The 25,321-nt window shown below is 57.4% G+C and carries 23 protein-coding genes and 1 riboswitch; of the genes, 8 read left to right on the plus strand and 15 right to left on the minus strand.

Annotated elements, in window-relative coordinates; translation table 11 throughout:
* Positions 1-79: 79 nt before the first annotated feature.
* The 4 genes from folA to CF137_RS11125 all read right to left on the minus strand — a co-directional run bounded on the left by folA (position 80) and on the right by CF137_RS11125 (position 2,424).
* Positions 80-571 carry a type 3 dihydrofolate reductase gene (gene folA, locus CF137_RS11110; RefSeq protein ID WP_139719032.1) on the minus strand — a complete coding sequence of 164 codons (492 nt, stop codon included), beginning with the start codon at positions 569-571 and terminating at the stop codon, positions 80-82.
* Positions 572-589: 18 nt separating this feature from the next.
* Complete coding sequence (locus CF137_RS11115) at positions 590-1,057, minus strand: threonine/serine exporter family protein (RefSeq protein WP_139719033.1); 468 nt, start codon at positions 1,055-1,057, stop codon at positions 590-592.
* On the minus strand, positions 1,054-1,851 hold the full coding sequence (locus CF137_RS11120) for a threonine/serine exporter family protein (RefSeq protein ID WP_101325589.1): 798 nt from the start codon (positions 1,849-1,851) through the stop codon (positions 1,054-1,056). The genes CF137_RS11115 and CF137_RS11120 overlap by 4 nt, the downstream gene beginning before the upstream one ends.
* Positions 1,852-2,088: 237 nt before the next feature.
* Entirely contained in the window at positions 2,089-2,424 is a 336-nt protein-coding gene (locus CF137_RS11125; protein ID WP_139428207.1) for a DUF3135 domain-containing protein, read from the minus strand.
* Between the two features lie 385 nt (positions 2,425-2,809).
* Here CF137_RS11125 and mog point away from each other — a divergent pair, with 385 nt between their 5' ends.
* Positions 2,810-3,340, plus strand: a complete 531-nt coding sequence (gene mog / locus CF137_RS11130) for a molybdopterin adenylyltransferase (RefSeq protein WP_005354170.1) — start codon at positions 2,810-2,812, stop codon at positions 3,338-3,340.
* 62 nt (positions 3,341-3,402) lie between these two features.
* Here mog and CF137_RS11135 read toward each other — a convergent pair whose 3' ends face one another.
* The 5 genes from CF137_RS11135 to trmB form a co-directional block, all read right to left on the minus strand.
* Complete coding sequence (locus tag CF137_RS11135; RefSeq protein ID WP_068978088.1) at positions 3,403-3,804, minus strand: DUF2541 family protein; 402 nt, start codon at positions 3,802-3,804, stop codon at positions 3,403-3,405.
* 271 nt (positions 3,805-4,075) lie between these two features.
* Positions 4,076-5,371 (minus strand): sulfurtransferase, encoded by a 1,296-nt coding sequence (locus CF137_RS11140; RefSeq protein ID WP_139719034.1) that lies wholly within the window; start codon positions 5,369-5,371, stop codon positions 4,076-4,078.
* A 29-nt stretch (positions 5,372-5,400) separates the two neighbouring features.
* Entirely contained in the window at positions 5,401-6,321 is a 921-nt protein-coding gene (gene glsB / locus CF137_RS11145; protein ID WP_139719035.1) for a glutaminase B, read from the minus strand.
* Between the two features lie 122 nt (positions 6,322-6,443).
* Positions 6,444-6,776, minus strand: coding sequence for a YggL family protein (locus CF137_RS11150; RefSeq protein ID WP_042022764.1), 333 nt, complete (start codon positions 6,774-6,776; stop codon positions 6,444-6,446).
* Positions 6,777-6,824: 48 nt separating this feature from the next.
* Positions 6,825-7,538 carry a tRNA (guanosine(46)-N7)-methyltransferase TrmB gene (trmB, locus tag CF137_RS11155; protein ID WP_042022762.1) on the minus strand — a complete coding sequence of 238 codons (714 nt, stop codon included), beginning with the start codon at positions 7,536-7,538 and terminating at the stop codon, positions 6,825-6,827.
* A gap of 288 nt (positions 7,539-7,826) precedes the next feature.
* Between trmB and CF137_RS11160 the strand changes: the two genes are divergently transcribed.
* A complete protein-coding gene (locus tag CF137_RS11160) occupies positions 7,827-9,008 on the plus strand; it encodes an aminotransferase-like domain-containing protein (RefSeq protein ID WP_139719036.1) in 1,182 nt (393 codons plus the stop codon).
* Positions 9,009-9,080: 72 nt separating this feature from the next.
* On the opposite strand, the gene CF137_RS11165 is transcribed toward CF137_RS11160, so the two are convergent.
* Positions 9,081-10,610 (minus strand): EAL domain-containing protein, encoded by a 1,530-nt coding sequence (locus tag CF137_RS11165; protein ID WP_139719037.1) that lies wholly within the window; start codon positions 10,608-10,610, stop codon positions 9,081-9,083.
* Positions 10,611-10,865: 255 nt separating this feature from the next.
* Here CF137_RS11165 and CF137_RS11170 point away from each other — a divergent pair, with 255 nt between their 5' ends.
* Positions 10,866-11,771, plus strand: a complete 906-nt coding sequence (locus tag CF137_RS11170; RefSeq protein ID WP_139719038.1) for a TIGR01777 family oxidoreductase — start codon at positions 10,866-10,868, stop codon at positions 11,769-11,771.
* A 128-nt stretch (positions 11,772-11,899) separates the two neighbouring features.
* On the opposite strand, the gene CF137_RS11175 is transcribed toward CF137_RS11170, so the two are convergent.
* Both CF137_RS11175 and CF137_RS11180 read right to left on the minus strand, forming a co-directional pair.
* Complete coding sequence (locus CF137_RS11175) at positions 11,900-14,347, minus strand: ABC transporter permease (RefSeq protein WP_139719044.1); 2,448 nt, start codon at positions 14,345-14,347, stop codon at positions 11,900-11,902.
* Between the two features lie 36 nt (positions 14,348-14,383).
* Positions 14,384-15,079, minus strand: a complete 696-nt coding sequence (locus CF137_RS11180; protein WP_139719039.1) for an ABC transporter ATP-binding protein — start codon at positions 15,077-15,079, stop codon at positions 14,384-14,386.
* A 56-nt stretch (positions 15,080-15,135) separates the two neighbouring features.
* On the opposite strand from CF137_RS11180, the gene CF137_RS11185 reads away from it, so the two are divergent.
* On the plus strand, positions 15,136-15,747 hold the full coding sequence (locus CF137_RS11185) for an arylesterase (RefSeq protein ID WP_101320900.1): 612 nt from the start codon (positions 15,136-15,138) through the stop codon (positions 15,745-15,747).
* 193 nt (positions 15,748-15,940) lie between these two features.
* Here CF137_RS11185 and CF137_RS11190 read toward each other — a convergent pair whose 3' ends face one another.
* Positions 15,941-16,885 (minus strand): chemotaxis protein CheV, encoded by a 945-nt coding sequence (locus CF137_RS11190; protein WP_101325601.1) that lies wholly within the window; start codon positions 16,883-16,885, stop codon positions 15,941-15,943.
* Positions 16,886-17,023: 138 nt separating this feature from the next.
* Positions 17,024-20,053, minus strand: coding sequence for a glycosyl hydrolase family 18 protein (locus tag CF137_RS11195; RefSeq protein ID WP_162515918.1), 3,030 nt, complete (start codon positions 20,051-20,053; stop codon positions 17,024-17,026).
* Positions 20,054-20,168: 115 nt separating this feature from the next.
* A riboswitch (cyclic di-GMP riboswitch) is annotated at positions 20,169-20,251 on the minus strand.
* A gap of 836 nt (positions 20,252-21,087) precedes the next feature.
* On the opposite strand from CF137_RS11195, the gene CF137_RS11200 reads away from it, so the two are divergent.
* Entirely contained in the window at positions 21,088-22,530 is a 1,443-nt protein-coding gene (locus CF137_RS11200; RefSeq protein ID WP_139719040.1) for an OprD family outer membrane porin, read from the plus strand.
* Positions 22,531-22,671: 141 nt separating this feature from the next.
* A complete protein-coding gene (locus tag CF137_RS11205; RefSeq protein WP_139719041.1) occupies positions 22,672-23,499 on the plus strand; it encodes an SDR family oxidoreductase in 828 nt (275 codons plus the stop codon).
* 75 nt (positions 23,500-23,574) lie between these two features.
* Here CF137_RS11205 and CF137_RS11210 read toward each other — a convergent pair whose 3' ends face one another.
* Positions 23,575-23,907, minus strand: coding sequence for a DUF1904 family protein (locus tag CF137_RS11210; protein WP_139719042.1), 333 nt, complete (start codon positions 23,905-23,907; stop codon positions 23,575-23,577).
* An 88-nt stretch (positions 23,908-23,995) separates the two neighbouring features.
* On the opposite strand from CF137_RS11210, the gene CF137_RS11215 reads away from it, so the two are divergent.
* On the plus strand, positions 23,996-24,898 hold the full coding sequence (locus CF137_RS11215) for a TraB/GumN family protein (RefSeq protein ID WP_139719043.1): 903 nt from the start codon (positions 23,996-23,998) through the stop codon (positions 24,896-24,898).
* Between the two features lie 121 nt (positions 24,899-25,019).
* Complete coding sequence (locus CF137_RS11220) at positions 25,020-25,199, plus strand: DUF3149 domain-containing protein (RefSeq protein WP_005338733.1); 180 nt, start codon at positions 25,020-25,022, stop codon at positions 25,197-25,199.
* The last annotated feature ends 122 nt before the right edge of the window (positions 25,200-25,321 follow it).

A 25,321-nucleotide genomic window follows, 5' to 3' on the forward strand; every position in this document is an offset into this window, starting at 1 on the left:
ACACATAATTGGGACAGAGCCCGAAAAAAGCCCCTTGTGCAACACAAGGGGCTTTTTACTGGCTATCAGTTAGCGCGGGTCAGCGTCGCTGCCAGGTCTCGAAGCTGTAGGGGTGCGGGTTCTTCTCATCGGCCGGGTGGCTCTCACTGTCGATGCGCTGCCACTGACCATCGTCAAAGGCGGGGAAGCGGGTATCCCCCTCTACCGCCAGATCGATGCGGGTCAGGTAGAGGCAATCGGCGCTCGGCAACAGCTCGGCATAGAGATGACCGCCGCCAATCACCATCAACTCCGCCACCGCGCTGCTCGCCAGCAGGGCCAACGCCGCCTCGACGGAGCCCACCACTTCGATGCCCTCGGCCTGATAGCCGAGGTTGCGGCTGATCACCAGATTGCGCCGTCCTGGCAGCGGTCGACCAATGGATTCGAAGGTCTTGCGCCCCATCAATACCGGTTTGCCGAGGGTCACCCGTTTGAAGTGGGCAAGATCCGCAGGCAGATGCCAGGGCATCTGGTTGTCCTTGCCGATCACCCGGTCGTGGGCCATGGCGGCAATCATGGAGATCTTCATTGGGGCTCTCACCGTCTGTCAAATTATGGGGCGGTTACGGTACACGACCAGAGAGGGGATCGCCAAACCGAAACTAAGGGCACCGACGATAAAGAGCGCCTTGAGGCCGTTCTCCACCGCGCTCTGCATCAGCTCCATGGTCACCCCGGAGATATTGAGTTCCACCACCGCAATCATGGTCTTGAAGGCATAGCTGCCGGGGATCATCGGTATGATCGAAGCCACACTGAACACCGGACGCGGTGCCAACAGACGTTGGGACCAGTAGACGCAGACAAAACCGACCGTGGTCGCCGCCGCCAGGGTGGCCCACTCGATAGGCATGCCGTAGTGGATCAGCAGGGTGCGCAGGCTGTGGGCCAGCGCACCGCCCATGGCGCAATATTTCAGCATCCGTGGCGGCACGTTGAACAACATGGCAAAGCCCACCGCGGGGATCGATGACCAGAACGCATCCTTGGCCAATAACCAGAGCAAGTCCATCATACCTTCCACCCCCAAATCCCGGTCAGCGACATGGCGAGAATAATGCCGATCGCAGCACTGATGGTCAGCAGGGTCGCGGTGCCCCAGCGGGCCAGCCCCATGTTGAAGTAGCCCTTCACCATGTCGGAGACGGCATTGATCAGCGGAAAGCCAGGCACCAGCAGCAAGACACTCGCCGCCATGGCAAGATAAGGCTGCGCCCCCCAGCCAAAGAAGGTAGCGCTGGAGGAGAGCAGGGTGGCGATAAAGCCGGTCACGGCAAAGTTGATAAGCGGGCTGTGGTGATGACGAGCGATCAACTGGCGCACCCGCATCGCCACGGCAGACGAAAAGCAGGTCACCAGGAAGATGGGCCAATCGCCACCAAACAACAGGCTGAATGCGCCGCAAGAGAGCCCCACCATGGGTACCACCAACCAGGGGTGATAGTGGAATGGGACTATGGCTTCGAGCCGCTGGCGCACTTCACGGGCACCGATCAGCTCTTTCTCCGCCATGATGCAGATGCGCTGAATTTCACACACCACCTGCATGTTGATGCCGTGCTCGCGCACCCGCCGGGTGGTGGTGACGCACCCGCCCTGATAGAGGCTGGTGAGCACGATGGCACTGGAAGAGATGGCCATTTCGACACTCTCCAGCCCCAACGCCATGCCAAGGCGCACCGTGGTCTGCTCGATGATCCGGCTCTCCGCCCCGAACTGGGCCAACATCTGACCCACCTTGACGATAATGCGGGTGATCTCTGTCTGTTGCTCCCGCGACAACACCCGTCTTGGTGTGATACTTCTCATAATCCCTTCGAGTCGTAGCAATAAAAGTGTCGGCCATATTAGCCTAACTTTTGTTGTTATTCATCCATCCCTATCACGACCTGGTCTACCAGTTATTACAAGAAGGAAAAAAGAGGCCACATTACAAATAAATTACCACTAACATTAAAAACCATAACAATCGGCATATCATGAATAGCTGTTTATATTGGTTTCCTCATATTCAGTGAAAATATCAAAAAGAAGCGTTTGGGTAGATTATTTACCACATTGATAGTCAGCCAGACAGATTATTTTACCACTGCTATCGCTTTCAGCTGGTAACTCCTCCTGCTCACTGAACTGGAGCATTTCGCTACGCATCACATAAAAGGATTCCCGCATCATGTTGGCGATCCGGATACAACTATCGAGATTGTTTTTCGCCAACCGACGCTGGCCATCAATCTTGAATTGCAAGCCACGCAGACGGCGCTGCTGATCAGGACTTGCCCGGGTCATCAACTGATCTATCTGCTGCTCCAGAATCGCATCCAATCGGGCAGGCTCAGTTGTAGCCAGCTCTTTCAAGGTATCAAAATCAGGCAACTCCATACGCCCTCCTCGGCAATCTTTGCTGGCTTCTCATATCGGTGCCATATCGGTGACATAGCGCTCCAGCTATATAACAGTGTATATACGACCAACATAAAAAGGGTTCAATCAACAGGTTCCGGGGTGAACAGGAGAGAGTGCTTATCAAATTTAATTGCGTTTAGGAACAAGCAATTATTTTAAGTTTGAGCGTTCCAAAACACTTATACGCTTTTGGCTGTAATTTTATGTTTTTTACTTCAAATAAAAGCCAGTGTGACTTTACTTCGCTTCATTCGACACTTTATTCCCCCCGTTCCACTCAGCCTCATTTCCTGATTATTTAACATATCTCACTGATTATGTTATTTTAATTTCCACTTTATCGTTCATCCAAGAGCAGACCATGAGCAAGGCAAAAATCGGAATCGTCACCGTCAGTGATCGCGCCAGCGCGGGCATCTATGAAGATCTCTCTGGCAAGGCCATCATCGACACCCTGAACGCCTACCTGACCTCAGAGTGGGAACCCGTCTATCAGGTGATCCCGGATGAGCAAGATCAAATTGAAGCGACCCTGATCCGGCTGGCGGATGAAGAGCAGTGCTGCCTGATCGTCACCACCGGCGGCACCGGCCCGGCCAAGCGGGATGTCACGCCGGAAGCGACCGAGGCAGTGTGTGATCGCATGATGCCGGGCTTTGGCGAGCTGATGCGGGCCGAATCCCTCAAGTTTGTGCCGACCGCCATTTTGTCGCGCCAGACCGCCGGACTGCGCGATGACACCCTGATCGTCAATCTGCCGGGCAAACCCAAATCGATCCGCGAATGTCTGGATGCCGTCTTCCCCGCGATCCCCTACTGCATCGATTTGATGGAGGGGCCTTACCTCGAGTGCGATGAAACCGTCATCAAGCCATTTCGACCGAAAAAATAGCTGACCCGGCCATAAAGTAATGGCGAGCCACGGCTCGCCATTACTAAAAAATCGTAGCCCGATTATTTACGGCCAAATACTTTGACGCCCGCCTTGCTCCCCTCTGCATTACCGTACACTTCAAGCCGTTTTACACAGACTCTCGAGCCGAGGGATTTCCATTCGGTCTCTTTATCAGCGCGCATATTGCGATCAAATTTGATGGTCTTGGTGCGATTACTACCATATGTCACCACGATCCGATCCAGCGTCAAATCGCGCTCCGCCTTCACCTTGATATATTTGGTCTGACGACAAGCAACCATGGGAATATTGGCACCATGATCACCGATCCCCAGCAAAATAGTGCGACCAAGGGTGAACTGGTCATCACTGGCATGGCAGGCCGAAGCCACCACCAGCAACAGAGTACCAAATAGAACGCGACTGGAACTCGCGATACGCCAGATTGAGTTCAGGGACATAACACCTCCAATAAAAACGGAGCGTTATGATACAGGTCAAACCATAACGGAAGCTGTATTCATGCCGTGAATGGCGAGCAAAAGGAACTCTTTGCGCACATCAGAGACATCCAGCCTGCGGCGGCCAGTCACTCCTGAAAACGACAGGGCCACCCGCAGGTAGCCTTGATAATCAAAGATGGTAATCAGCGACTTGGCATCGCTATCTGGCTGGGTGGGCACAGCAATGAAAAAGGCCAGACATCTGTCCGGCCTCTTATCTACTGCTCAATCATGACTTGGCGGGCTGTCGCTCACCGGTCACGGTCGGGTTTTTCGGATCCATGCTCCATTCGTACCAGCCGCCGTCATAGACGCTGATCCGTTTCCAGTCCATCAGCCAGGCGTAGAAGAAGGCCTCGGAGGCGCGCCAGCCAGTACCACAGTAGAAGGCGGCTTGCTGGGTAGGTTCGATGTTCCACTGGTCCCACATGGTGAGGATCTCGCGGGCCGGTTTCATGGTGCCATCCGGGTTATGGAAGTCGCTCATGCTGTTGGCATCCACCCCGCCGTGACCCCACTTGGCCCCCGGGATATCGCCCTTCGGCTTGATGTAGCTGTAACCGGAGGTGTTGCCGACAAACTCGTCCCAGGTACGCACGCTGACCAGCGCGCTATCCGGCTGCTTGAGCAACTCTTTAGCCTGACTTAGCGTGGTGTAGTATTCGGGATGGGCGGGAATGGCCACGCCAAACTCCTTCACCGGCTCATACTTGTTGGGCAGACCGGTTTCGGTGCGCAGGTGCTGCACGAACCAGGCATCCAGCCCCCCATCCAGCAGGCGCACATCTTCCACCCCGGCATACATCATCAGGTGAGCGGCACGGGCCGCCGCCATGGTATTGCGACCATAGAGGATGACGGTGGTGTCGTGACGGATGCCATTTTCCAGCAGCAACTTTTTGAATGCCTCGTCAGAGACCTTGTTCCACAGCGGCTCCTCTTCGAGGCTGTTGGTATCGATATAACCTGCCCCCGGGATGTGGCTGATAAGGTAGGCCTTGGGTGAACCCCAATCCACTTCAAACAGCTTCCAGTCGCCCTTGGGCGCCGCTACGACCGGCTTGCCCTCTTGCAGGTCCGCCAGCCAGCGCGGATAGACCAGCTGTTGCCAGCGAGCCAGAGACTCCCGTGGCATAGTTTTCCAGCCCTGCAGCTCAAACAGTTGCTTCACGCCTTGCTTGCGCAGCAGACGTGCGACTTCGGCGACTTCCCGCGGCGCACCGTAGATCGCAACCGGACGATCGGCCTTCAGCCCCTTGCTCTCAAGCGCTGCTGGCCACTCTTCATCGCTGTATTTCCAATCGGCAGAAAGACTCTCGGCGCCAGTAACGTGGCCCCCCTGCTTCTCTCCGTCCATGGGCCAGCCTTGATAGAAGTGGCTGGCGCGGGTATCCAGGATGACCGCCTGTTTGGCCTTGGCATCGGCCAGCGAGAGCCGTGGTAATTCCCCTGCCACAGCCGGCTGTGCGCACCAGAGCAGTAAGGTCGCCAAAACGGCCTGCAGAGAGCGAAAATGTCGTTTCATGGTGATTTCTCGATTCATAGTGAACAAGGTTAAAAAATGGAGCGGCCCAGCCGCTCAGCCAGCAGCTCCAGCGCCGCCGTACCCACCAGCGAATTGCCAGCCTTGTTGAGCTCTGGTGACCAGACACAGACGCTGAGTTCCCCCGGGATCAGGGCGATGATACCGCCACCCACCCCCGATTTGCCCGGCATGCCGACCCGATAGGCAAAATCACCGGCCTCGTCATAGAGGCCACAGGTGGCGAGCAGGGCGTTGACCTGCTTGGTGGTGCGGGCTGGCAACAGCGGCTCGTTGCCGCCCAGCGGCACGCCACGGTTGGCCAGATAGACGAATGCCCGCGCCAGATCGACGCAACTCATGCGGATAGCGCAGGCATTGAAATAGCTTTGCAGTACCTTGTCCACTTCGTTTTCGAAGTTGCCATAGGCCTTCATCAAATAGGCGATGGCGGCATTGCGGGCCGAGTGTTGATACTCGGAGCGAGCCACCACCTGATCCGCCATGATGGCCGGGTTACCAGCAAGACGCCGCACCAGCTCCAGGGTACGTTGCCGCGGCGCGGTGAGGCGGGTCTCCAGCAGATCACTCACCACCAGCGCCCCGGCATTGATAAAGGGGTTGCGGGGAATGCCCTGCTCGAATTCAAGCTGAACCAGCGAGTTAAACGGCTGGCCGGAAGGCTCCTTGCCGACCCTGGCCCAGATCTCCTCCTCCTGATAGAGGGTGAGCGCCAGCGTCAGGCTCAGGGCCTTGGAGATACTCTGGATGGAGAAAGGTTCGCAGGCATCACCAGCGGTAAACAGCTCCCCCTCGACGGTACAGACTGCGATACCAAGGCGATCGGCCGGTACCAGAGCCAGTGCAGGAATGTAGTCGGCCACCTTGCCCTGCCCGAGCAGCGGGCGCACCTCTTCAAGGATGCTGGCCAGTAATTCGGATGACAACACCATAAGCGATAAACGATTCCATGACTAAAACAGCGGTGGAGATCCCATCCCCACTGACAAAAATCCCGCCAGCGGCGGGATTTGTCTAATTACCCACAACAAGGCGCCAGCAAGGCAGCCCTGTATCAGGCCGGTTCACCGTACCAGAGGTCGAACAGCTCGGTGACCACCACGGCTTCCATCCCCTTGCCTTCCAGCCAGGATTTCAGCACAGCACGGTCTTCTTCGGTACATTTACCCAGTTGCTGAGTGCAGATCATCCCTTCCCAAGCCAGGTGGCCTGAACCGGCGAACGCCAGGCGGCGGGGTTCTACAACCTCATCGATCATCGCATCGACTACTGCATCGATGGACTCTTCGGCAGTGCCGACCGGGAAGTTGAAGCTGATGTCGAAACCCATTTCCTGGAATTCATCGACGCGCAGTTTCTTACGCAGACGGCGGCTACGATTGGCCATGATAGCTCCTCAAGTTAGTTGATACGCTAGGTGAATTGACGTGCCAGCTTAGCTGACGCGTTTGAAAATCAGATCCCAAACCCCGTGACCCAAACGATGGCCACGTTGTTCAAATTTGGTCAGCGGACGCCAGTCCGGACGGGGCACCCAGTTGCCAGTCGCAGAGGTATTCTGGTAACCCTCAGCGGCGCTCATCACTTCCAGCATGTGCTCGGCATAGTTTTCCCAGTCGGTCGCCATGTGGAACACGCCACCGATGGCCAGCTTCTGACGAATATCCTGCGCAAACGCCGATTGTACGATGCGGCGCTTGTGGTGACGACTCTTGTGCCAGGGATCCGGGAAGAACAGTTGCAAGCAGGCGAGCGAGCCATTGGGGATCATGTGCTCCAGCACCTCGACCGCGTCATGACAAATGACCTTGAGATTGGTGACACCCGCTTCCTGTGCAGTACCCAAACAGGCGCCTACGCCCGGGGAGTGCACTTCGATACCGATGAAGTTCTTCTCGGGGGCATTCTTGGCCATCTCAACCAGAGAAGCACCCATGCCAAAACCGATCTCCAGCACCACAGGTGCCTCACGGCCAAACAGGGCAACCAGATCGAGGGGCGCTGGCGCAAAATCGATACCCATGACCGGCCAGAGATCTTCCAGTGCCTTCTCCTGCCCTTTGGTCAGGCGGCCTTCGCGACGGACAAAGCTGCGTATTTTGCGCATAAAAGTGCCGTCTTCGTTAAATACATCTTGGGTCACAGGCATAATGAATTGCTCGTTATCTCGTCAATCAGCGAAAACAGGGGAGCGAATTATCCCAAGATAGGCCCAAGGCGCAAGTGTTTCAGACAACAAATATTCCATTGCGCCACCAACCGGTCCCTTAACAGGCTCTACATCCCAGTTAACCGCTCAATATAATCCGAACCAGTGTCAATCCAGCCCTTTTCTGGCGATTTTTGTGACAATCATTGCCTCATTTCTGAAATCTGATACAAACGGATAACCTGGCGGTCGAATGGAGCGACCGCCCACATGCCGAGAGAATTGTCTATGCAGCCGTTTTTTGCCCAGCGCTTCGCGAAGGTCGAACCTTCCTTTATCCGTGAAATCCTCAAAGTTGCCGCCAATCCGGAGATCATCTCCTTCGCCGGTGGCCTGCCCAATCCCCACCTGTTTCCGGTCAAGGCGATCGATCAGGCCTGTCAGGATGTGCTGCGCGAGCAAGGGGCTGCCGCCCTGCAATATGCCGCCACCGAGGGCTTCGCTCCGCTGCGCCAGTATATTGCCGACCGCTACCTGACCCGCCACGACATGCAGGTCAATCCGGACAACATCCTGATCACCAGCGGCTCCCAGCAGGCGCTGGATCTGCTGGGCAAGGTGCTGATCGACGAGGGGCAGGATCTGATCATCGAAGAGCCGGGTTACCTTGGCGCCATTCAGGCCTTCTCTGTCTACCAGCCAAACTTCAAGCCGATTACCCTCGGCGAGGAGGGGCTGGATCTGGCGGCGCTGGATGCGCTGCTGGCAAGCGGTTCCAATGCCAAACTGCTCTACGGCGTGCCCAATTTCCAGAACCCGAGCGGCGTCTCCTACAGCCGTGCCAACCGCGAGGCGCTGGCCGAGCGACTGGTCAGCCACGAGCTGTTGATGGTAGAAGATGATCCCTACGGCGAGCTGCGCTTCGAAGGGGAGCATCTGCCCCCGATTGCCAAGCTGGCGCCAAGCAATACCGTGCTGCTCGGCTCCTTCTCGAAAACCGTGGTGCCCGCCTTCCGTCTGGGCTGGATGCTGGTGCCGGACTGGCTGCGCAAGAAGGTGACCATCGCCAAACAGGCCACCGACCTGCACAGCAACGCCTTCAGCCAGCAGGTGCTGCACCGCTTCCTGATGGACCACTCGCTGGACGCGCATCTGGAAAAAATCAAAGAGGTCTATGGTCGCCAGCGTGCCGCCATGGAGGCCGCGCTGGCTCGTCACTGCCCGCTCGGCGTCAGCTACACCAGACCGGAAGGAGGCATGTTCCTCTGGCTGACCCTGCCGGATCACATCAGTGCCATGGCGCTGTTTGACGAGGCAATCAAAGAGAAGGTGGCCTTCGTACCCGGCGCACCTTTTTATGTGCGCCCCGAGATCAAAAACACCCTGCGCCTGAGTTTTTCTTGTGTGGATGAAGCCACCATCGAAGAGGGGGTCAAACGGCTGGTGCGCGCACTCCAGCGCATGCTCTGATCTGCATACCCCGCTGCACTAATAAAAAACCAGCGATCTCTCGCTGGTTTTTTATTGCAACTGCCACGCCACTCAGCCAAACAAGCGCTTGCTGAACTCCTTCATCGAGACTGGCCGCCCATAGAAATACCCTTGCAGATAGTCAACATTGCGCGCCCGCAGATAATCCGCCTGAGCCTGAGTTTCAACCCCCTCCGCCACCAGCAGTAATTCCAGCCGGATCGCCAGATCAATCACGTTCTCGACAATATGGCTGGAGAGCGCATCAGTCCCTATCATGCCGACAAAACTCTGATCGATCTTGAGCGCATCGACCTGAAACTGTTGCAGATAAGTCAAACTGGAGTGACCGGTACCAAAGTCATCGATGGCGATCAACACCCCCAACTGGTGCAATTCGGCAAACAGTTGATCGGTTACCTCATCGGCCACAATCAGCTCCCGTTCGGTCAGCTCCAGCCCCAAATCGACGGGGTTATCCTTAAACGCATCGAGAAATGCCCGGCAATCGGCCACCAGGCTGAGATCCTTACAGTGGCTGGCAGAAATATTGAAGCAAAAATGAAATTTCGTCGGCAGCTTGCTGGCATGGGGGGAGAAATAATCACGTACCTGCGCCATCAAATGGCTGGTCATGGGCACAATCAGCCCGCTATCTTCCGCCAGAGGAATAAAGCGATCCGGCGAGATCATTCCCTGTTTGGGGTGTTGCCAGCGCATCAACACCTCGCAGCCGCGCAACTGCTCATCATCACCGCCAACCACGGGTTGCAGGTAGGGAATAAACTCCTGCTGTACCAACGCCCGTTTCAACTCTTCTGCCGGGCTGTGACTGCGGCCCATCAGCCAGAAGATGCCAAATCCAACCAGTAACGCCAACAAGGGACAAAGGATTAGTGTGTCTCTGGAATAGCGCCAGGCGTGGCTCAGATAGTCATCACTCGTCACCTGGGTGACTACCTTGTAGGGGAAACTGGCCGAAGAGAGTGCCATATAGCCCTCGTCTGTTGAGGGAGGCGCGGCCCCCACCTGACCTGAACCAAACAGCGCAAGATCCCCGACTACCAAGGCCATAGGGGAGTTCTTGCTGGCGATCTCCAAAATACTACGCAGGTAATAACCATCCACAGCGATCAGTGCACTTCCTTGGTCAACCTCATGACGCAGCACGATCAGCGGTCTATCCGGAGTCGTCTCATTACCACTGAGCAGTTGCAGCTTGCCGTTTACATAGTCGTCCGGACCGAAGGGCCCATCATAGGCGCCATACAGAGACGTACAGTAGATCCGGCTGCCAATAGCCAGATTGGCGGAACGGACATCGGGTACCATGATCACCTGCTCACGCAGCAGCAATGCAGCCTCCGAACAGGGAGCTCCAATCACGCCCTCCACATTGGTGGCTGCTTGCTGGGCATGACCAAGGGTGCGATCAAACATCAGCTGGGCACGCTGCAAACGTGACTCGGCATCCTTCCTTATCTCCGAAACGGTCTGCCATATCACAGCTACGCCCCCCAGCAGCAGGAGCGTGACGCCAACCAGCAGTGCCACCACAATCCTTTTGTAGAGCTGGCGAAGTTTCAAACGACGAAATGGCATGGATGCCTCTTTGATACACGGATTAAGTGGTGACAGCCCCAGTGGCCAGCGCGAAGGGTCGTCATGATAGCGAGCGAACAACAAATGTCCATCCAACAACAATCAATCAACTCATCACTTTGTTCAACAATACAGCGCAAGGAAGAGATATGGTTAACATACATTTAAGTAACTATATGTTCGCCAGGCATCTTGCTTGTTGATCTGGATAGGTGCCATTAGAGTAGAGCAAGACCGCAGCAGGAGTGGACCACGATGAAAATTCTGATTACAGGAGGAACCGGCTTTATCGGCCGTAAACTAGTGGCTCATCTCAAGATCAATCACGAGGTGGTGGTTCTGAGTCGGCAAAGCAGCCGCGCTTATACCCTGCTCGGCCATGATATTAAGGTGATCGACAGCCTGGACCGGCTTGATGACCTCAATGACGTGGATGCAGTGATCAATCTGGCCGGTGAACCCATCGCCGCAGGACGCTGGAGCGAGCAGCGCAAACAGCTGCTCTGCGATAGCCGCTGGCTGCTGACCGAGCAGCTGGTGGATCTCATCAAGCTCTCCAGCACGCCGCCCAAGGTGCTAATCAATGCCTCCGCCATCGGCTGGTATGGCCGACAGGGCACCGAAACCCTCGACGAGCAGTGCCGCTCTCCCAACGACGAGTTCACCCACCAGCTGTGTCAGCAGTGGGAGACGCTAGCACAGGAAGCACAGAGCAGCCAGACCCGGGTCTGCATCGTACGGATCGGGCTGGTGCTCGGCATGGATGGCGGGGCCCTGCCCAAAATGCTCCCCCCTTATCGGCTCGGGCTCGGCGGCCCCATGGGGTCGGGCAGCCAGATGATGAGCTGGATCCATGTGCAGGATCTGGTGCGCGCCATGTTGTTCTTGCTGGAGCACGAAGAGTGCAACGGCATCTTCAACGGCACAGCCCCCCATCCGGTCAGCAACCGGGAGTTCAGCCAGACCCTGGCCACCACGTTGCACCGTCCGCACCTCTTTTTTGTCCCGGCACCGCTGCTGCAACTGGTGATGGGGGAAGCGGCGGATCTGCTGCTGACCGGACAAAAAGTGCTGCCCGCACGACTGCAACAGGCCGGTTTCCACTTCAGCTATCCCGAGCTGCCAAGCACCCTCACCAATCTGCTGCACGAACCCCGTTAACTGACGCCAGCTCGCTGCGCCCGCTCGTCAGCCCTTCGAATAACAAGCAGCCCGGCCAATGGCCGGGCTGCTTGTTATTGTTGCTGGTCGATTGCACCTAGTGGTGGCATCGGCTCGCGCTGGCGAGATTACAGCAACCCCTGACCCAGACCCCGCAGCCGATCGCTGAGGGTGCCCGCCAACAGCTGGCGCTGCATCCCCTGCCCGGCCAGCGTCACCAGCAAAGCCCCCAGAGTTGGCAGGCCGAGCCAGATGGCCCAGTGGAACTGCCACTGCCCCTCGAACCACCACCACTGCAGGCCAAAGGAGCAGAGCTCCACCACCATGGCGGCGCAGAGCCCCGCCAGCAGGCCACTGGCCACCAGCTCCCAGCGCAGCATCTTTTTCAGCAGGTCGCTGCTGGCACCCAAAGTGCGCATCAGCAACAATTCGCGCCGACGCTGGGCCATGCTGGCCTGAGTCTGGGTCAGCAGCACCAGCAGTGCCGCCACCGTCACCAGCCCCAGCATCAGAGCCAGCGCCCGGCTCACCTGCTGCGATACCTGAGTGAGCCGCGCAATCAGGTCATCCACATCGATAAGACTCACCGTGGGATGACGGCGGATAAGCTCCACCTCGGCGCTGCGCCCTTCAATCGGCAAACGATAGCTGCCCAACCAGGTGCTGGAGAAAGAGGCCAGCAGATCCCTGGAGAAGATCATGTAGAAGTTGGGGCGCATATTGTCCCACTTGATGCTGCGCAGACTGGTGACCCTGGCTCCGAAGCTGCGTCCTTCAATCGTGAAAGCGAGCATATCCCCCAGCTTGATATCGAGCCGCTTGGCCAGCTCGCTGTCGACCGACACCTCGCCGGGGCCGGAGAGCCACTTCCCGGCCACCAGCTTGTTGTCGGCTGGCAGAGTGGCTGTGGTAGTAAAGTTGAGCTCCCGATCAACCCCTTCACGGCCACTGCTGGCCCCCTCGCCCACCGCCTCACCGGCGATATGGGTCAGCCTGCCGCGCACCATGGGATAGAAATCGGAGGTGGTGGCCCCCGCCGCCGCCAATTCGCTCAGGATCCCCTCCCGCTCGTTTTCGGCCACATTGACCAGAAAACGGTTGGGCGCATCAGCGGGCAGACGGGCAGAAAACTCATCCAGCAGATCGACCCGGGCCGCCCAGAGCAGGCCAAACAGCATCAGCGCCAGCGCAAAACCCGCCAGCTGAAACAGGCCACTGCTGCGCTCGCGCGACAGGTGTGCCAACGCCAACCGAAGTGCGTGCGGCCCCTTCACTCTGGCCCCCAGCCGCAACATCAGTGACGCCAGCAGAGCCAGCAGCCCCATCAGCAATCCCATGCCACCGACCAGGCCCAGCGCAAGTTTCACATCAGCAGTGAAGCCCCACACCAGCGCAAACAGCCCGAGCAAGCCGACCGGCAGGGCCAGCCAAGGGGGAATGCCCGCCTCCAGCTCGCGGCGCAATACCCGCAGCGGTGGCACCTTTAGCAACCGCAAGAAGGGGACAAAAGCGAGCAGCAGGGTGATAAAGAGCGCCACCGCCACCCCAAGGGCAAAGGGGCGCCAGGAGGGAGGCGGCAGATCCGGCGGCAACAGGTCCCCCAGCAGTTGCAAGGTGATCCACTGCATGGCGGTGCCCGCCACCAGACCCAGCAGCGCCCCGATCAGCGTCAACGACAGCAGCAACACGCTCATCAGTTGCCACAGGCTGGCACGGGATGCCCCCAGCGTCTTGAGCAGCGCCACCATATTGGTTTGGCGCTCGGCAAAGTGGCGCACCGCAATGCCCATCGCCAGCGCCCCCAGCAACACCCCGCTTAGCGAAGCAAGCCGGAAGAAACGCTCAGCATTGGCCAGCGAGCGGCCCACCCGGGATTCACTGTCATCCGGTTTGATCCACTTCTGCCCGGCCTGCAATTGCGGCAGCAGCCACTGTTCGTAACGGGCCAGCGACTCTCGCGGCCCCTTGAACAGATAGCGCCACTGCTGGCGGCTACCCGGTAACAGAGCGCCGGTCGCCTCGATATCGGCGCTATGGATCAGCGCCCGTGGCGCCAGCAGGAAGGGGCTGAAGCCCTGATCCGGCTCCTCGCCAAGCAAACCTGCCACCTTGAGCACCGTATTGCCCACCTCCAGCTCATCCCCCGTTTTGGCCTGCAGCAGCTGCATCACCCGGGCGGAGAGCCAGATCTCGCCGGGGGCCGGGGCACGAGCCGGTTCCAGCACCAGCTTGCCGTAGAAGGGAAAACCGTCGGGCACCGCCCGAATGGAGGCGAGCTGCAGCGCATCGCCGTGAAACAACATGCTATTGAAGCTGACGGTGGTCTGCAGCGCCAAGCCATCCTGTTTCGCCCGAGCCAGCCAGCCATCCGGCAGGGCGGCGGCAGTGCGCAGCACCCGATCCGCCCCGATAAAATCACGGCCCGACGCCTTGAGTCCGGCATCGAGCCGATCCGCCACCAGCGCCACACTCAAAACGCACGCCACGCTAAGTGCCAGCGCCAGCACAAACCAGCGCAGCTCGCCGCTGAAACCTTCCCGGCGAAGCAGTCGCCATCCCAGTCGCCACTGCATCATCCTTTGCATCTCCCGCCTGACCCGCAGCTCACCCCGTTACACCACACCATGGGCCACCTCGCGCTCCAGCCTACCCGCGGTCATGACCACCTGCCGCTGGCAACGTTCGGCCAACTGATGGTCATGGGTGACCACCACCAGCGTAGTGCCGTGCTTACGATTGAGTTCAAACAGCAGCTCGATCACCTTCTCGCCGGTCTTGCTGTCGAGATTACCGGTCGGCTCGTCCGCCAACAGCAGGCTGGGGCGGGTCATAAAGGCGCGGGCAATGGCCACCCGCTGCTGCTCGCCGCCAGAGAGCCGGGGCGGCAGATGATGCAACCGCTCGCCAAGCCCGACCGCCGCCAGCAGCTCTCGAGCTCTTGGCTCGCAATCCCGCTCACCGCGCAGCTCGGCGGGCAGCATCACATTTTCGAGCGCCGTCATGGTGGGGAGCAGCAGGAACGACTGGAACACAAAGCCGATCTGTTCGGCGCGCAATCGGGCCCGCCCCTCTTCATCCAGCTCGCCAAGGGATTTGCCGAGGATTTCGATATCCCCTTGGCTTGGCAGGTCAAGCCCGGCCAACAGCCCCAGCAGGGTGGACTTGCCAGAGCCGGAGGCGCCGACCAGTGCCACTGTCTCGCCGCTATTGACTTGCAGATCGATCCCTTCAAGGATGGTGAGGCTTTCCTGGCCGAGGCGAACCGATTTGCCGAGGCCCTTGACGACAATAATGGGGGTTGAACTCATGCTCTGTGTCCTTTGTTCCAATCCCTTGATGGCAATCCATAGCGGGAGTTGAATTGATGGTGCGTATTCTGTTTGCCTTGTTGGTTGGCCTTGGCAGCCTGCTCTCGTCGGTTCAAGCCCAGACCCTGCTGGTGCTGGGTGACAGCCTGAGCGCCGGCTATCAGATGCAGCTTGAGCAGAGCTGGCCCGCCCTGCTCAACCAGAAATGGCAAGAAGAGGGGGGCAAGCACACCCTGCTCAATGCCAGTATCAGCGGTGAAACGACCCAAGGGGCGCTGGCCCGTCTGCCCGCCCTGCTGAAGGAGCACAATCCCGACTGGCTGCTGATCGAACTGGGGGGCAACGATGGCCTGCGCGGCTTCGCGCCGACCATTACCCGCCAGAATCTGGCCAGCATGATCGCACTCGCCAAGGAGCAGCAGACCCGTGTGGTGTTGACCCAGATCCAGCTGCCCCGCAACTACGGTGCCCGCTATCTACGCCAGTTCGAGCAGATCTTCCCCGAATTGGCCCAAGCCAACGATCTGCCGCTGCTACCCTTCTTCATGGATGATATTGCGCTGCGCCCTGAACTTATGATGAACGATGGCATTCATCCCACCCCGGCGGCTCAACCCCAGATCCGCGACAAGGTGGCCCGCTTTATGGAGCCGCTACTCAGCCAATAAGCCCGCTTGTCTGTCGCCAATATCCCATAACAGAACATCCCGCCAAAACAGGATGTTTTGCCATGGACTGACCGGCAGATAACATCTCAGTGGCGCCCTAGCGCAGCCAATCCATCCCCAATATCCCATAACAGAACATCCCGCCGAGGCGGGATGTTCTGTTATCGATTGAGCATAACCGGCAAGCGACCTGTCAGCCCTCCAGCACCTGACGCAGCCGCTCCTGGGCCACCCCCACCAGCAGGTCGGGCTGGAACTTGGAGATAAAGCGGTCGCAGCCCACCTTCTTGACCATGGCTTCGTTGAAGTTGCCGCTCAGGGAGGTGTTGAGGGTGATAAAGAGATCGGACATGCGCGGATCGCTGCGCACCTCGTGGGTCAGACGGTAGCCGTCCATCTCCGGCATCTCGGCATCGGTGATCATCAGCAAAATCTCGTCGGTCACCTTCTTGCCTGCATCACACCAACCTTTCAGCAGGTTAAGCGCCTGCAAGCCATCCTGACATTCAATGATTTCAAGGCCCAGTTGCATCAAGGTTTCTCGCACCAGATTACGGGCAGTACTGGAATCATCGACGATCAGCACCTTGCGACCATGCATCTCGGGCAGGATATCCCGATCCAGCACCTCTTCTGAAATACGGATGTCATAGGTGATGATCTCCGCCAGTACCTTCTCCACATCGATAATTTCGACGATCTGATCGACGCCGTCATCCGGAATACGGGTGATGGCGGTGAGGTAGTTGGCACGCCCGGCAGAGCGCGGTGGCGGCAAAATATCCTTCCAGGTCATGTTGACGATGTTGGCAACCTGACCCACCAAAAAGCCCTGAATGGTGCGGTTGTATTCGGTGATGATGAGGTTGGATTCACTGTCGATGGGCATGTGGCGCATACCGATGGCACTGCGCAGATTGATCACCGGGATCGAGGTGCCACGGATGTTGGCCACACCGCTGATATTGTGGTGAGAACCGGGCATTCGGCTGAGGTGCGGCAGTTTGACCACTTCCCGCACTTTGAAGACGTTGATGGCAAAGATCTGGCGGGTGCCGAGACGGAACATCAACAACTCCAGGCGGTTTTCACCGACTAGCTGAGTTCGTTGATCAACTGAATCCAATATACTCGCCATATGCAACGTCCATCTGTTTATTAATCGCCTCTATTATAGAGGCTGCCCGCCAGGAAAGGCAGGCGCATTTTCAACCAGATCGACCAACCAGACAAAAAAAGTGAGGCCGAAGCCCCACTTATCTCATTGATTTCAAGATTAATAACTACATACAGATTTCCAGCTGCCGTCGGTTGCCTTGGGCTCGCTGCTGGTCCACCAGTTGGCCTGCCACACCACCTTGTTATGGGTTATGCGATCGCCGCCATTGGCATGGTCCCCCTGCGGCCAGGTCGGATAGGCCTTGTAAGATGCAGGATTAATGCTCTGGCTGCTGCAAGTGGTCCCCGGATTATCACCACCACCGGAACCCAGCACCGCCTCTGGCAGAGTCGGGAACTCGGCCTTGAGACCGGCGGTCTGGTTGCCGCTGATGATGCGGATACCGCTCGGCACACCGGCGGCTGGCAGATAGTAGGTCAGCGCCACTTCCACATCAGCTCCTGGTGTCCAGGCCTTCCAGGTCGGCAGGGTCAGCCCTACCTTGTGGAAGTCCTTCTCGCCCGCAATGCCGTCGGAGTTCTGGTTGCCACCGCTCTCAACCACTTTCAATCCCATGCCGCTCTGGTCGGTAATGGTATCGGAGGTAGAGGTCGGAACCAGGAACTCGATACGGGTACCGCCCGGAATGGTCTGGGTCGAGTTGTTGGTGAGCTTGAGGGTCGGGTTGATCGGGTAGTTGGAGTCCCCTTCCTTGAAGCCGGAGAGGCTCACTGCGATGTCGAGCTGGGCCGCCGGAGCTGCCAGATCGTTCTGCTTGGTGTGGTACTTCGTCGCCTTGGCGAACTTGTCGTAGGCGAGCGTGGTCAGGGTATCCCCCATCCCGTACTCGTTCTTGGCAGGATCGAAAGCGTAGTCGCCCGCCATCTCCCAGAACATCACACCACCCAGACCACGGTTGATGATGTAGTCGAGCTTGTGGCCCATGGACTCTTCATCTTCGGTGGAGAGGAACACTTTCTTCTCTTCGTTCCACAGCCAGGGCGCGTGGGCCTTGTCATCGTAGTAACGCACATACTTGCCTTGCATCACGTGGGCAGGGTTGTTGGGATCCAGACCCCAGGCAGTGCCGTAGCTCGGCAGGGTAGTGATGCCGAGGCTGGCCGCGTTCTCCAGGTTCTTGGCATGCCACATGGGCACAGCGCCACCGCCAATCTCTTTGCCGTTCTTGTCGAGATCATGCCAGATGTTGTCGATGCCAACCGCCCCGTTGCCGCACGGAATGGTGCTGCCACCGGTGCCGGGTTGGCAATCGCTCTGGCTCGGCAGGGCCGCCTTGCCACCCAGACCGTGGGTGCCACCACTGACCCCTTGCCAACCGCGGGTGTAATAGGGCACACCGACGTTGATCTTGCCAGCTGCCAGCGCACCACGGAAGTAGTGTGCCGACCAAGCCGCATTGAGGTAACCGATGCCACCAAACTCTTTCTGGGTATAGACGCCCCAGTTGGCCAACTCTCCATCAGCCTTGTTATCAAACAACGCTGCGTTGTGGCCGACAAAGTTGTTCCAGGCACCGTGGAAGTCATAGGTCATCAGGTTGACGTAATCGAGGTACTGGGTGACCTGGAAGTTCTCCATCCCGCGCAGCAAATAGGCCGACGCCGGTGAGGCGATGGTCAACATGTACTTGCGGCCATCTTCGTTACCAGCGTTGTCGAGCCGCGCCCGCAAGGTCTTCATCAGCACCTCGTAGTTGGCAAACAGCTTGGCCCGGCACTGGTTGGAGAGCGGGAAGTCGTTGGGGTTGCCCGCATCCTTCATAGAGGTAGGGTATTCGTAGTCGATATCAACCCCATCAAAGCCGTACTGACGGATGAAACCGACTGCCGAGTTGGCGAGGGCATTGATACCGTCGGTATTGACCGAGCAGTCGCCCTTGGTGGTAGCGGTGTAGAAACCACGGGTATCAGCCCAGCCCCCTACCGAGATCAGGGTCTTCACGTCCGGATACTGCTTCTTGTACTTCGACAGCAGGTTGAAGTGACCCTTGTAGGCGAATTCAGGATCCATCTCGGCACCCGGCACGCCGTCCCAGGTCATCTTGGTGGCAGCATCGTCCACCTTGATCAGGTGGCTCTGCTCATCCACCGCCGCGAAGGCATAGTTGATGTGGGTGATCTTGTTCCACGGAATGTCGCTCACCAGATAGGCTGGCAGGCCATTCTTGCCGGTGCGCCAGGAGGTGAAATAGCCGATGACCCGACGGGCGTGGTCATCCCCCATGCACTCGTAGCCATCCGGACGGTAGATCTGGCGGATATCACAGGAGAGGTTCCCCCCATCTGGCGGCAACGCGGCCTCTTCGACAGTGACGGTTACCGCCGCCGACTCGCCGCTCAGATTGCTCTTGTCAGTGGCCACCAGCTTGAGGGCGGCACTGCCCTTGGCATCCGGCGTCCAGTTCACCTGCCAGGGAGCAGTGGTATCTTCGCCAATCTTCTTGCCGTCGACATAGAGCTCGACTTTGGCCACATCGTTATTGGCATCGGTGACATTGCCGCTCACCGCCACACTGCGACCCAGCGTCACCTTGGCGCCATTGGCCGGGCTGCTGATGCTCGCCTTGGGCGCCTCTGGTGCCACCACGGCGGCGACCTTGAAGCTGGAGTCCGCTTCACTCAACACCTTGCCATCTTTATCCAGCGCCCTGGCTTTCAGAGCATGGGCCCCCACTCCGGCGGCACTCCAGCTGGCATTCCAGGGAGCGGCGCTCGCCGTAGCGACCAGCTTGCCGTCGATGTGGTATTCGACTTTGACCAATGCAGTCACCGGGCCGCTCAAGCTCACCGCCAGCGCCACGCTGGCACCTTCATTGAAACTGGCACCGGCAGCCGGTGAGCTGACAGCTACGCTGGGCGCCGGGGGTGGCACCTCGCCGCCATAGAGCCTCCAGGCATCGGCCCAAACCGCACCAACGCCCGGTTCATAGTGATAGGGAGATGCCCCGCACCAGCCTGAATAGGGAAATTCTTTGCACTCGTAGAGCGCGCCGACGTTGCTGACGATATCGCCAGCCTTGTAGGCAGTACCGGATTTGTAGGCGGGATAAGCGGCCTGAGCCCAGGCGGGCGCAGCCGCAAGGGCGACCAGCATGGCAAGCCTGCTGGGTCTGAAGAGCTGTCGCATATTGTTATCTTCCTTGTTTTGTCTTGGCGTTGGTCACCAAGGCAAAGAACAATCGCAACCTGCATGATGGGCGCAGACAACTGGCAATGGACCTGCCACAAAAACCACCCTCACCCAGGGAAACCCCGCTATCTGGATCCATGATCAAGACCGGAGGCATTGCGCCCCGACATCACTACCGGTTTGCCCTTTACCTGGGTTCCGTGAGGAACAGGCCGAGTATAGGAAGCAACCTGCAGAGTCTCAATCTTAATTCTCGAAAGAAAATATGTGAATTCCCAGCTAACCCTCCATGTTCAGTTAGCTAGAAATTAATATTTTTATCATTAACTTCTAGCTGTTAGCCAAGTCAAAAAAACCAAAATCACCCTCATTTGCATCCCCGTAATGTGCGTTGGCTCACTGGTACGACATGCCAGAAATGTGACAATGCGCGCCCTTGATCAACGAGCCAAGGCTATGGAATCACTGGCAAAAATAAAAAAGGAACACCTAAATCTGTGTCATGACTCAGGTTTTCACCACCTCAGTCAGCAGGCTCAACGTCTCGCTTCCCTCCCGTGACAGCTGGCAAACATCTGGCGAATAGTTTTTTTGTAACGAAAATTTATCTGTTACAACGAGGTTAACTGCTCTACTCGGACCCTGATTGATAAAAACCAGTGTGAACGCAGGCTACAGCCAAGAAAAACGCTTTTATTGCCGCGATACAAGGGATGTAACAGATTACAGGTGCGGTAATGAATATTTGCTCTCGGTCATACTTTTGAAACATGACGGGAACTTTTCATTGATATTTCGCACCGCGAACGTACTCTTGGGATTGTCCGATAGCCAAGAATCGGAACATAAAAAAACAACATGTGATGATCAGGACCGCCAACCACAGATGTGCAAAGACATCCGGGTTCGCAGGTAACCAAGACAAGATTTTTTGCCCTTAGGGGTTTTGATTGCAATGCCAATACCGAGCTGTAGGCCCGATGCCAACTGCCGGAAAAAAAGCTAAGTCCATAAAATCAGGAGCAATAAAGATGGAAAAAGTGATCTTCAAGCGCGCCGCTTTGAGTGCCGCTGTGGTAGCCGCGCTGGTCGCCCCCGGTATGGCGTTGGCTGCTCAGGACATGATGAGCCCAACCTACGGCAAATCCTATGAGGCCTTTGCCGATGATGCCAAACTGAGCGGTGGTCTGTTCTACTTCCAGCGCGATCGTCAGCGCGTGGAAGGCCCTATGATGGCAGACCCAAACGACCCAGACAAACAAATTCCAAATCCTAAAGCTGGTAAATACAAATCCAACCTAAGCCACGCCACTGCTCAAGTCGCCCTGAATTTTAACTCTGGTTACGCGTGGGATTTCATCGGCTTAGACCTCGGTGGTTTCGGTGCTTACGACCTTTCAATTGATGAAACCAATGGTGTTAACGAAGAAAACGAGTTCAGCTTCATTGGCAGACAGTGGGGCGGAAAAATGGATGGCGTTTCGGAAGGCGGGTTTAGCCTTTCTAACGCGGCACTGAAATTTAAATTGGGTGACAGTGTTACAGCTAAAGGTGGTTATACACAATTGTACGTTCCTGGTGTGATTGGTGTTAACTGGTCCTATCAGCCGGGTACCTATCGTGGTGGTCAAGTCGAAGGCAACTTTGGCGGTCTCTACCTCACTTACGCAATTGCCGATGAATACAAAGCACCATGGTTTAAAGAGACTGCTGGATTCTCTAAAAAGTCGATGTATGCAGGCAGTACTGCATTTAACGATGAAAATAGCATCGACTATATCCACGGCTTAGCTGCCCGTTATACCTTCGAAAATGGTACTGCTGTGACCGGTTCCTTCGGTCAGTCCGAAGGCTATATGGACAGTTACCACTTTAAACTTGCTCACAAGTTTGACGTACTGGGCGGCCTCTCCACCAGCTACCAATTCTACGGATCTGATACTGAAAACAATGACTATAACGGTCTGGCATGGCAGCAAGCACTGACTGCAGCTTGGAACTATGCCCAGTACAGTTTCCGTCTGGAGGGGATGTGGACCAAAGCGGAAGGCGATTTGGGTAACTATCTACCTCGTTTGACTACTGGCTATGCAAACTCTCAAGGTGCCAACGAAATTTGGTGGGACTCCCGTTCCGACTGGAACGAAAACAACGAGAAAGCGTTGTTTGCTGGCGTGACTCGTTCTCTGGATGACCTGGTTGGTGCGCCTGGTTGGACTGTCGGTGTATCTGGTGCTTACGGCTGGGATGCCGAAAATGGCAACAGCACTCGTGTTGACGGTAAAGAGTGGGCAGCTAACTTCGATGTCATGTACACCGTACAAGATGGCAAGCTGAAAGGTACTCTGTTCAAACTGCACTTCACCGATTACAACAACAAACAAGACGAATTGGGCAGCTGGTATTACCCGAACATGTTTACTTCCGAACGTGACGTCAAGTTCCACATCATTGCTCCGTTTACCATCATGTAATCAGGCAATACGATGTCAGCAAACCGGGCCACTTGGCCCGGTTTTCTTTTTTACGGTTGGCAGGCTAACATGCGAGCCGGATAAGGGTTTTATCCGCACACCAGCCCGCACACTTCTGCCAGCAGCTACAAGGACGCCATCATGCCCCGTTTTGTTCTGATCACCGGTTGTTCCAGCGGTATTGGCCTCGCCGCCGCACAGACGCTGGGGCAGCACGGTTTTACCGTGATCGCCTCGGCGCGCAAGGCGGAAGATGTGGCCCGCTTGCAGCAACAAGGATTACTGGCAGTACAGCTGGATCTGGCGGATCTAGCCTCCATTGAGCTGGGCGCCAGTGCGGCGCTCCATCTGGCGGGCGGGCGCCTCTATGGCCTCTTCAACAATGGCGCTTATGGCCAACCCGGGGCGCTGGAAGATCTGCCCACCGAAGCGCTCAGGGAGCAGTTCAATACCAATCTGTTTGGCTGGCACCATCTGATCCGGCAGGTACTGCCGCCGATGCTGGAGGCCAAAGAGGGCCGGATAGTGCAAAACAGCTCGGTTCTGGGGCTAGTTGCCATGAAGTATCGCGGCGCCTACAACGCCAGCAAATTTGCGCTGGAAGGTTATAGCGACACTCTGCGTCTCGAGCTGGCGGGCAGCGGGGTACATATCAGCCTGATTGAACCGGGACCCATCGATACCCGTTTTCGTGCCAATGCCCGCAGCGCCTTCTTGCGCTACATCGATCCGGCCCAGAGCCGCCACCAGTCAGCCTACCACCAGACCCTGACCCGGCTGGAAAAAGAGGGCGCCACCAGCGGCTTTACCCTCCCCAGCGAGGCGTGTATCCCGCCACTGCTGCACGCACTGACCCACGCCAATCCAAAGGCTCGCTATCCGGTGACCACCCCGACCAGAATTTTTGCACTGCTAAAACGGATCCTGCCCACTCGCTGGCTCGACAAACTGCTGGCCAAATCGTCCTGATCCCGTGATTGGCGATAAGCATCCAGTAGCGTAGATTGGGTTAGCCGCATAGCGACCTAACCCGACATCCTCTCTTCAATAGTGCTCGCCATTGCTGTAGTAAGCGCTCTTGACCATGGGGATCACCTGCACCACCACATAGGTCTGCTCCCCCAGCAGCTGTTTCAGATGGCGCGTGATAAGACGTGCGGCGGCATCCTGCATCTCCTGCGGCCGTTCAAACCAGTGCAGCTCGACAAACGGAAAACCCGCCTCTGGCTCACCGTTGCGGATCCAGCAGCTCTCCACCCGCTCTATGGTGACAAATTCCGGCTTGCCGCCGGTCAGCTCGCAAAGCTCGGCCAGCAGCGGGCCGCTCAGCTGTCGCAGGGTATCGAGAGTCACGGCGCGAAAACGAAGATGGGGCATGGCAAACCTCTTGGTTATCTGAAATGAGGACTTATCATAGGAGTTATTGTCAGCAAGAGAAGTCACCCGGCGCATATTAAGGATCCCCATGAGATTTCATCGCACCCTCTTTGCCTTCCTGCTCTGCCTGCTGCTACCGCTGCACGCCTTTGCCGATCCCGCCTTCTATCGGGTGAGCAAGGGCAACCAGCAACACTGGCTGCTGGGCTCCATCCATGCGGGCAAGCCTGCCCTTTATCCTCTGCCCGAGCCGGTCGAGCGGGCCTGGCTGCAGAGCCGGGCACTGGTGATAGAGGTGGACATGAACAGCATCACGCCGGATCAGTGGCAACAGACCGGCTCCCTCACCCGACTGGTGGATGGCAAACCCCTCAAGGATCATCTGCCTGCCGAGCTTTATCAACGCACCCTGATGGCGGGCGCCCGCTATGGCATCGACGAGGCTACCCTCGCCACCCTGCGCCCCTGGTTTGCCGCCATTACCCTGACCCAGGCCGCCATGGCCCGCTCCGATTTCAACAGTGAACTAGGGATAGACCAGCACTTTGCCACCCGGGCCGCCAAAGAGGGCAAGCAGGTGGTAGGCTTTGAAACCCTGCTGGAGCAGTTGGGTTATCTAGCCAGCGTAGGTGACAACCAGACCCTGATGCTCGCCAGCACCCTGGATGAGCTACCGATGCTGGAGAGCGGATTCGCCGCCGTGATGAAGGCGTGGCAGCAGGGGGATGAGGCGACTCTGATCAATCTGCTCAAGGAGGAGATGGCCCCGCCCGCGCTACAGAACTGGATGGAGCAGACCCTGCTGGCCGAGCGCAACCACAACTGGCTGCAAAAATGGTCCACCCTGCCCAACGAGAGCTTTATCGTGGTAGGCGCCCTGCACCTTTACGGCGAACAGGGGTTGCTGGCGCTGCTGGAACAGCAGGGGTGGCACATTACCCCACTCACCACTCCGGGTCCGGTGCAGGCTCAGGAACAAGGAGTCCAGTGAGAACGATCACAGATCTCACTGGTCATTAAACAACCTGCAAGGGAGTTGATCGGGATCATCCCAAACGGGGCAAAGAGGTATTTATCATGCCTGTCATCAACCGGGTGACAGGAGCAATAAAATGGACTTTTGGCTGGACCTGATGTTTGGCAATAGCGTGGGATTGATGTCGATGCTGGTGATTATCGGCACCTTCTTGCTCATCAGCTCTTACGCGGCCTACTTCATCTACAAGGTGATGCACTCGCAACCGCCGCATTCACAGCAACCCCATTCTCAACAACCCAAAGAGGGGAAATAATCCCCTGACCACAGGCGGCAGTTCACACTGACCGCCTGTGCTGTTTTATGGTTCGCGACAGTGATTCCCAGGTCAGGCTGCACCAGTGCCCATGCGTTGCCCCCCTCTTATCCCCCTCCCCC

Origin of the sequence: Aeromonas sobria (assembly GCF_006243315.1) — a bacterium.
Lineage (GTDB): Bacteria > Pseudomonadota > Gammaproteobacteria > Enterobacterales > Aeromonadaceae > Aeromonas > Aeromonas sobria_A.

Bases quoted from the DNA above. Each gene is read 5' to 3' on its own strand.
- folA (WP_139719032.1), bottom strand. From the start codon at position 571: ATGAAGATCTCCATGATTGCCGCCATGGCCCACGACCGGGTGATCGGC.
- CF137_RS11115 (WP_139719033.1), bottom strand. From the start codon at position 1,057: ATGATGGACTTGCTCTGGTTATTGGCCAAGGATGCGTTCTGGTCATCG.
- CF137_RS11120 (WP_101325589.1), bottom strand. From the start codon at position 1,851: ATGAGAAGTATCACACCAAGACGGGTGTTGTCGCGGGAGCAACAGACA.
- CF137_RS11125 (WP_139428207.1), bottom strand. From the start codon at position 2,424: ATGGAGTTGCCTGATTTTGATACCTTGAAAGAGCTGGCTACAACTGAG.
- mog (WP_005354170.1), top strand. From the start codon at position 2,810: ATGAGCAAGGCAAAAATCGGAATCGTCACCGTCAGTGATCGCGCCAGC.
- CF137_RS11135 (WP_068978088.1), bottom strand. From the start codon at position 3,804: ATGTCCCTGAACTCAATCTGGCGTATCGCGAGTTCCAGTCGCGTTCTA.
- CF137_RS11140 (WP_139719034.1), bottom strand. From the start codon at position 5,371: ATGAAACGACATTTTCGCTCTCTGCAGGCCGTTTTGGCGACCTTACTG.
- glsB (WP_139719035.1), bottom strand. From the start codon at position 6,321: ATGGTGTTGTCATCCGAATTACTGGCCAGCATCCTTGAAGAGGTGCGC.
- CF137_RS11150 (WP_042022764.1), bottom strand. From the start codon at position 6,776: ATGGCCAATCGTAGCCGCCGTCTGCGTAAGAAACTGCGCGTCGATGAA.
- trmB (WP_042022762.1), bottom strand. From the start codon at position 7,538: ATGCCTGTGACCCAAGATGTATTTAACGAAGACGGCACTTTTATGCGC.
- CF137_RS11160 (WP_139719036.1), top strand. From the start codon at position 7,827: ATGCAGCCGTTTTTTGCCCAGCGCTTCGCGAAGGTCGAACCTTCCTTT.
- CF137_RS11165 (WP_139719037.1), bottom strand. From the start codon at position 10,610: ATGCCATTTCGTCGTTTGAAACTTCGCCAGCTCTACAAAAGGATTGTG.
- CF137_RS11170 (WP_139719038.1), top strand. From the start codon at position 10,866: ATGAAAATTCTGATTACAGGAGGAACCGGCTTTATCGGCCGTAAACTA.
- CF137_RS11175 (WP_139719044.1), bottom strand. From the start codon at position 14,347: ATGATGCAGTGGCGACTGGGATGGCGACTGCTTCGCCGGGAAGGTTTC.
- CF137_RS11180 (WP_139719039.1), bottom strand. From the start codon at position 15,079: ATGAGTTCAACCCCCATTATTGTCGTCAAGGGCCTCGGCAAATCGGTT.
- CF137_RS11185 (WP_101320900.1), top strand. From the start codon at position 15,136: ATGGTGCGTATTCTGTTTGCCTTGTTGGTTGGCCTTGGCAGCCTGCTC.
- CF137_RS11190 (WP_101325601.1), bottom strand. From the start codon at position 16,885: ATGGCGAGTATATTGGATTCAGTTGATCAACGAACTCAGCTAGTCGGT.
- CF137_RS11195 (WP_162515918.1), bottom strand. From the start codon at position 20,053: ATGCGACAGCTCTTCAGACCCAGCAGGCTTGCCATGCTGGTCGCCCTT.
- CF137_RS11200 (WP_139719040.1), top strand. From the start codon at position 21,088: ATGGAAAAAGTGATCTTCAAGCGCGCCGCTTTGAGTGCCGCTGTGGTA.
- CF137_RS11205 (WP_139719041.1), top strand. From the start codon at position 22,672: ATGCCCCGTTTTGTTCTGATCACCGGTTGTTCCAGCGGTATTGGCCTC.
- CF137_RS11210 (WP_139719042.1), bottom strand. From the start codon at position 23,907: ATGCCCCATCTTCGTTTTCGCGCCGTGACTCTCGATACCCTGCGACAG.
- CF137_RS11215 (WP_139719043.1), top strand. From the start codon at position 23,996: ATGAGATTTCATCGCACCCTCTTTGCCTTCCTGCTCTGCCTGCTGCTA.
- CF137_RS11220 (WP_005338733.1), top strand. From the start codon at position 25,020: ATGGACTTTTGGCTGGACCTGATGTTTGGCAATAGCGTGGGATTGATG.